We start from the raw sequence: 5,571 nt of genomic DNA on the forward strand, positions 1-5,571 counted from the left end.
CTCGTCTTTCCTCTCGGGGAGCGGGTACCAGTCCGTCGTGGTCTCGGCGTTGAACTGCGGGCCGGTCTGGTAACTGCCGAGCACGGGCACGCGGGCGGGGTCGAGCCCGAAGGGCAGAGCGGCGTGACTGCCGTTGATGCCCTCGCCCGCCCGCACCCCGCCCTCGGTTCCGGCGGTGGTGGCGGTGGCGTCGGAGTCCTCACCGGTGCCCGGGGTGTCGGTGTCGACGGCCTGGGTGGCGGTGAGATCGGTGGGGATGCCGTCGGGGACGAACTCGACGGGGTCCGCGCCGGCCTCGAGTTGGTCGCGGGGGTCACCGACCGGCGCGAGCAGCCCCGCGTTGGCGTCGGGCTCGGCGAGCACCATGTCCGCGATGCCGCACGGTTCACCGGACAACACCCGCAGGTTCTGCAGACCGACCGAGTAGGCGGGGTACTGGTTGCGGACCGCCGCGGCCATGGAGGCCACGATGATGACGACGACGAGGGTCGCCGCGAGCCCGAGTGGCGAGTGCGAGACCTCGCGCAACAGCCGGACTGCCGGACTGCGGTCGGCCTCGGCCGGCCCCGACCCACCGGGCCGCGCGAAAGGCTCGCGGTAGTGCAGGACCAACGCGATCACGAGCGAGATGAGCATCAGGCCGAGGAACACCGATGAGAACGTGATTCCCGCGATCGAGGGTTGCACGCCGCCCCACGGGATCCCGTAGATCGAGATGTACCACCACCCGTTGGTCGAGGTGAAGCTCAACGCCAGGACGAAGAACACCGCGGCCAGGAAGAGCATCCGGTTGCGCAGCGACCGCGTGGCCGCCGGCAGGACGGCCATCGTCACCAGGGCTGCCAACGCGGCACCGATCGTGGCGAACGCCCCGAAGTGGTGGGTCCACTTGGTGGGGTTGAGCGCCATGAACGCGAGGGACATGGCGGCCAGGCCGACGATCCGGCGGGCCGGCCCCACCGCGACGCCCGGGATCCGGCCCTTGCGGAACAGGATCGCGGCGCAGGTGATGAGGGACAGGAACATCGCCAGGACCGCGAACCGACGGGCCAGGGAGCCGTCGGGCGTCGGGTTCATGAGCCACTCATACCGCCACACCTCCTCGAACCAGCGCCCGGTGGGGCCGACGTCCCCGAGCAGCGCCGAGGACTGCAACGTGGTGACCAGGGGCTGGTCGAGGAAGATCAGGTGGAGCACGCCGAGCCCGGCGGCCACCAGCGGCGCCACCGTGGGGATCCAGCCGTCCCGTCTCGCCCGCCGGATCACCAGCAGCAACAGCGGGCGGGAGGCCGCGATAATCGCCGCGATGCAGAACGTGCCCGTGGGCGCGGCCGAGAGCGTGAGCCCACCGATGATGAAGCCGGTCGCCGCGGGCAGCAGCCTGCCGGTGGCCAGGGCCCGCTCCAGCGAGACCCAGGTGGCCAGGACACCGAAGGCGACGATCGGCTCCGGGCGCAGACCGTTGTTGTAGGTGAGCCAGAACGCGAGGAACACCGCGGCGGTACTCCAGCGGACCGCCGCCGCGCGGCGGGCGGCGATACCCAGTCGCGGGATCACCTCGCGGGACAGCAGGATCCAGGACGCGATGCCCAGCAACAGTGCCGGGATGCGCAGCCACATGCTGCCCACGGTGAGGGAACTGATCGCCGTGTAGAGGTAGTACGGCATCCCGAACGGGGCGTAGGGGGCACCGTAGTAGCGGAACACCTCCGGCATGTAGCCGCTCGAGACCGCGGCGCGCGCCTCGGTGAGGATGTACCCGTCATCCGCCGTGTTGGCCCCGATGACGTGCCAGACGAGCAGCGTCGCCACGACCACCAGGTCCAGGGGCCGCGGTTTCCACCAGCGGCGCGGGAGCACCCGTCGACCGACACGCCCGTCCCGTAGGTCGAGTCGGTGCAGTGCGACCAGCGCCAGGATGATCGCGAGGATCCCGACCACGATCGCGATCTGCTTGATCACGGTCGCCTGCGTGGTGTAGCGGGAGTCGACGGTGATGTCGACGGACATCCCCTCGGGAGCCGACCCCTGGAGGTCCGTGAACACCCCGACCACCTGGGGACGCAGATCCTGGTCGATCCGCCCTCCGACCTCCCGGCCGTCCGACTCGAGACCGACGAACTCCGCGGCGATCGAGCCGGAATCGGCCACGACGCGGATCACCGAACACGCCCCGGCTGAGGTGACGGCCTCGGTGGGGGCGTCGGCGACCAGCACGTTCCGGCTGCGCACCTCGACGGTGGGACCGGCCACGGTCACCATGAGCGCGCGGGCACCGGCGTTCTCACCCGCCTCCCGCGGAGCCGTGGACACCAGGACCCCGTCCTCACGACCCTGGTCACGCAACTCCCCGACCGCCGCACACGGGATCTCGGCGACCAGGTCGAGCGGGTAGTACGCCACGAGCGGCGCCGTCACCGGGTCGAGTGTCCCGGTCTCCGGCCAGCTGATCGTCGAGGTGGTCTGGGTGACCGGGAGCAACGGGACGATGAGGGCGAGGAGGATCCCGAGCAGACCGCTGACCGCGGCGACGAGCCCCCACCGGGGTCCTGTGCGGGACCTGTCCGGGGCGTCACGGACCTCGGTGGCAGACGATGGCATGGCGTCCACGCTATAACGAGGCACGGACGTTCCCCGAAATGACGAACGCGCCGGAGGAAAACCCCCGGCGCGCTGTACCCGCTGTGGCCAGAGTCGGGATCGAACCGACGACCTTCCGCTTTTCAGGCGGACGCTCGTACCAACTGAGCTACCTGGCCATAAGACCACCGGCGCATCCGGTGAACACCGAATGCGCCGGTTGTCTCCAGCGACCCTGACGGGACTCGAACCCGCGACCTCCGCCGTGACAGGGCGGCGCGCTAACCAACTGCGCCACAGGGCCGTGCTTTTCGCACGAGACAGAACAGTAATCGACGCTGCCCCCCGGACGCAAATCAGTGGCTCAGCGGCGGTTCCGGCGCAGGTCGGGGCGGATCCGGCCCGCGGAAGAAAAAAGTCCCGACCACCGACGAACGGTGACCGGGACTTCTCTCCTAGTACCCCCTACGGGATTCGAACCCGCGCTGCCGGCGTGAAAGGCCGGTGTCCTAGGCCGCTAAACGAAGGGGGCCTGAGCCACGTCCGGGATCGCCGGGCCGCAGCGGGTTCGAGTTTAGGGCACGGCCCATCGGACGTCGAAACCAGCCATGGCAGAGCCGACGCCTGCCGACGCGGACGAGGGCGGTATCGTGACCGTCGCCCCTATAGCTCAGTTGGTAGAGCTACGGACTTTTAATCCGCAGGTCGTCGGTTCGAGCCCGACTGGGGGCACCATGAGCCGCAGGTACGCGACGCACGAGTGACCGCGTAGCCGTGCCCCCGGCGCCGCATTGGACCTGCCCGCACCGCACTGGGACACTCGTATCCATGTCCGCACCCACCGCCACCGGCGCGCCCGCCCTGCGCATCGGCCCCCTCGAGCTCGCCTCGCCGGTCGTCCTGGCGCCGATGGCGGGCGTCACCAACGTCGCCTTCCGCACACTGTGCCGCGAACTCGAACGTGAGCAGCAGGGCTCGGTGTCCGGGCTCTACGTCTGCGAGATGGTCACGGCGCGGGCTCTCGTCGAACGCCAGCCCGGGACCCTGCACATGGCCACGTTCGCTCCCGACGAGTCCCCGCGCAGCCTGCAGCTGTACACGGTGGACGCCGAGTACACCCACGCGGCCGCCAGAATGATCGTCGACGAGGACCTGGCCGACCACATCGACATCAACTTCGGATGCCCGGTCCCCAAGGTCACACGGCGCGGAGGCGGATCGGCGATCCCCTACAAGCGACGGCTGTTTCGCTCCATCGTCGCCGCGGCGGTCCGGGCCACCGAGGGCACCGACATCCCGGTCACGGTGAAGATGCGGGTGGGGATCGACGACGAGCACCACACACATCTCGACGCCGGCCGCATCGCCGTCGACGAGGGCGCCAGGGCCGTCGCCCTCCACGCACGCACGGCCGCCCAGCGGTACTCGGGCAAGGCGGACTGGTCTCAGATCTCCCGCCTGGTCGAGCACATCGGCGCGGTCTCCGATGTGCCCGTCCTGGGTAACGGCGACATCTTCTCCGCCGAGGATGCGGTCCGGATGCGGGAGGAGACCGGGTGCGCGGGTGTCGTGATCGGGCGGGGCTGTCTGGGGCGACCGTGGCTCTTCTCCGAGCTCGCCGCCACCCTGGACGGGCGCGAGGCGCCGGCCCCGCCCACGCTGGGCGAGGTCGGCCGGATCATGTACCGGCACGGCGAACTGCTCGCCGAGCACCACGGCGAGAACAAGGGGATGCGCGACATCCGCAAGCACGTGGCCTGGTACCTGCGGGGGTTCCCGGCCGGCTCCGGCAAGCGGGTCGCCCTGTCGGCCGTCCGCACCCTGGACGATCTCGCGGAGATGCTCGCGGACCTTCCCGCGGACGAGCCCTTCCCCGCCGACGGGTACGGCCCGCGCGGCCGCCAGGGATCGCCCTCCCGTGTCCTGCTACCCGAGGGGTGGCTGGACGATCCGGAGGACGACGCGGTGGCGCTCGCCGGCGCGGACGCCGAGAACTCGGGCGGCTGAACCACGCTCCGTCGGGCCGGGGAGGGGACGGCGTGCCCGCCTGTTCATCGGCCGTTCATCGCCGTGATCGATTGTGCGGTTGACATGCCCGTATGCTGATCCACATGCGTCTCGTCTACTCCGAAGAACTCGCGGATCTGGCCACCTCGATGGCCCGGATGTGCTCCCTCGCCACCGACGACATGGAGCTGGCGACCCACGCCCTCCTCCAGGCCGACCTCGTGGCCGCCGAGAGGGTTCTGCAGTCCTCTACGGAGATGTCCCGGCTGGCGACCGAGAACGAGGAGCGCGGTTTCGCGCTCCTGGCCCTCCAGGCGCCCGTGGCCCGCGATCTCCGGCAGGTGGTCACCTCCATCCAGCTCGTCCAGGACCTCACCCGCATGGGCACCCTGGCGGGTCACGTCGCGAAGATCGTGCGCCGCAGGCACCCGGAGAGCGTCCTCCCGGAGCCCGTCAACGGGTACTTCGCCGAGATGGGCCGGGTCGCGGTCTCACTCGGCCGGGCGGCCACCGAGGTATTGCTCAACCGGGACGCCGAGCAGGCCGCCACGCTTGCCCAACAGGATGACGCCGTCGACGACCTCCGCCGCCACCTGTTCACCCTGCTCACCGTCAGGGAGTGGAAGTGGGGGGTGGCGTCGGCGGTCGACGTGACCCTCCTCGGTCGCTACTACGAGCGGTTCGCGGACCACGCCGTCGAGGTGGCCCAGCGCGTGATCTTCCTCGCCACCGGTGAATACGCCAACTCGGCCGAGGACGATCCCGAGTACTCCCCCGCCTCCAACGAGGAGCTGGTGCGTCGTTTCAACGAAGCCGACCGGTCGTTGACACAGCGCGTCTCCGGAGAGGACGACCGCGACCCCAGTTGACGGCGGCTCCGGCGGCCCCGGGCAACGAGAACCGGGCGCCGACGACGAGCGCCCCGGCGCCCGCCTCGTGGGCGGGCGCCGGGGCGCTCTGCTGTGTGTGGTGACTCGCGGTGTG

General features: G+C 70.4%; 3 protein-coding genes and 4 tRNA genes. 3 read left to right on the forward strand and 4 right to left on the reverse strand.

Going from position 1 to position 5,571, the window contains the following annotated elements:
* From G6026_RS00720 to G6026_RS00735, 4 genes are all read right to left on the reverse strand, one after another.
* On the reverse strand, positions 1–2,601 hold a 2,601-nt coding region (locus tag G6026_RS00720), incomplete at its 3' end, for an arabinosyltransferase domain-containing protein (RefSeq protein WP_241727915.1).
* Positions 2,602–2,685: 84 nt separating this feature from the next.
* Positions 2,686–2,759: transfer RNA gene (locus tag G6026_RS00725), tRNA-Phe, on the reverse strand.
* Positions 2,760–2,810: 51 nt separating this feature from the next.
* Positions 2,811–2,884 (reverse strand) — tRNA-Asp (locus tag G6026_RS00730).
* A gap of 155 nt (positions 2,885–3,039) precedes the next feature.
* Positions 3,040–3,112: transfer RNA gene (locus tag G6026_RS00735), tRNA-Glu, on the reverse strand.
* Between the two features lie 127 nt (positions 3,113–3,239).
* On the opposite strand from G6026_RS00735, the gene G6026_RS00740 reads away from it, so the two are divergent.
* From G6026_RS00740 to phoU, 3 genes are all read left to right on the forward strand, one after another.
* Positions 3,240–3,315, forward strand: a tRNA-Lys gene (locus tag G6026_RS00740).
* A 93-nt stretch (positions 3,316–3,408) separates the two neighbouring features.
* A complete protein-coding gene (gene dusB / locus G6026_RS00745; protein ID WP_107755810.1) occupies positions 3,409–4,587 on the forward strand; it encodes a tRNA dihydrouridine synthase DusB in 1,179 nt (392 codons plus the stop codon).
* A 104-nt stretch (positions 4,588–4,691) separates the two neighbouring features.
* Complete coding sequence (phoU, locus tag G6026_RS00750) at positions 4,692–5,456, forward strand: phosphate signaling complex protein PhoU (protein WP_107757984.1); 765 nt, start codon at positions 4,692–4,694, stop codon at positions 5,454–5,456.
* Positions 5,457–5,571 lie beyond the last annotated feature (115 nt).

It is taken from the genome of Dietzia sp. DQ11-38-2, from assembly GCF_014145055.1.
In the GTDB taxonomy this organism is placed as follows: Bacteria; Actinomycetota; Actinomycetes; order Mycobacteriales; family Mycobacteriaceae; genus Dietzia.

Bases quoted from the DNA above. Each gene is read 5' to 3' on its own strand.
- phoU (WP_107757984.1), top strand. From the start codon at position 4,692: ATGCGTCTCGTCTACTCCGAAGAACTCGCGGATCTGGCCACCTCGATG.
- dusB (WP_107755810.1), top strand. From the start codon at position 3,409: ATGTCCGCACCCACCGCCACCGGCGCGCCCGCCCTGCGCATCGGCCCC.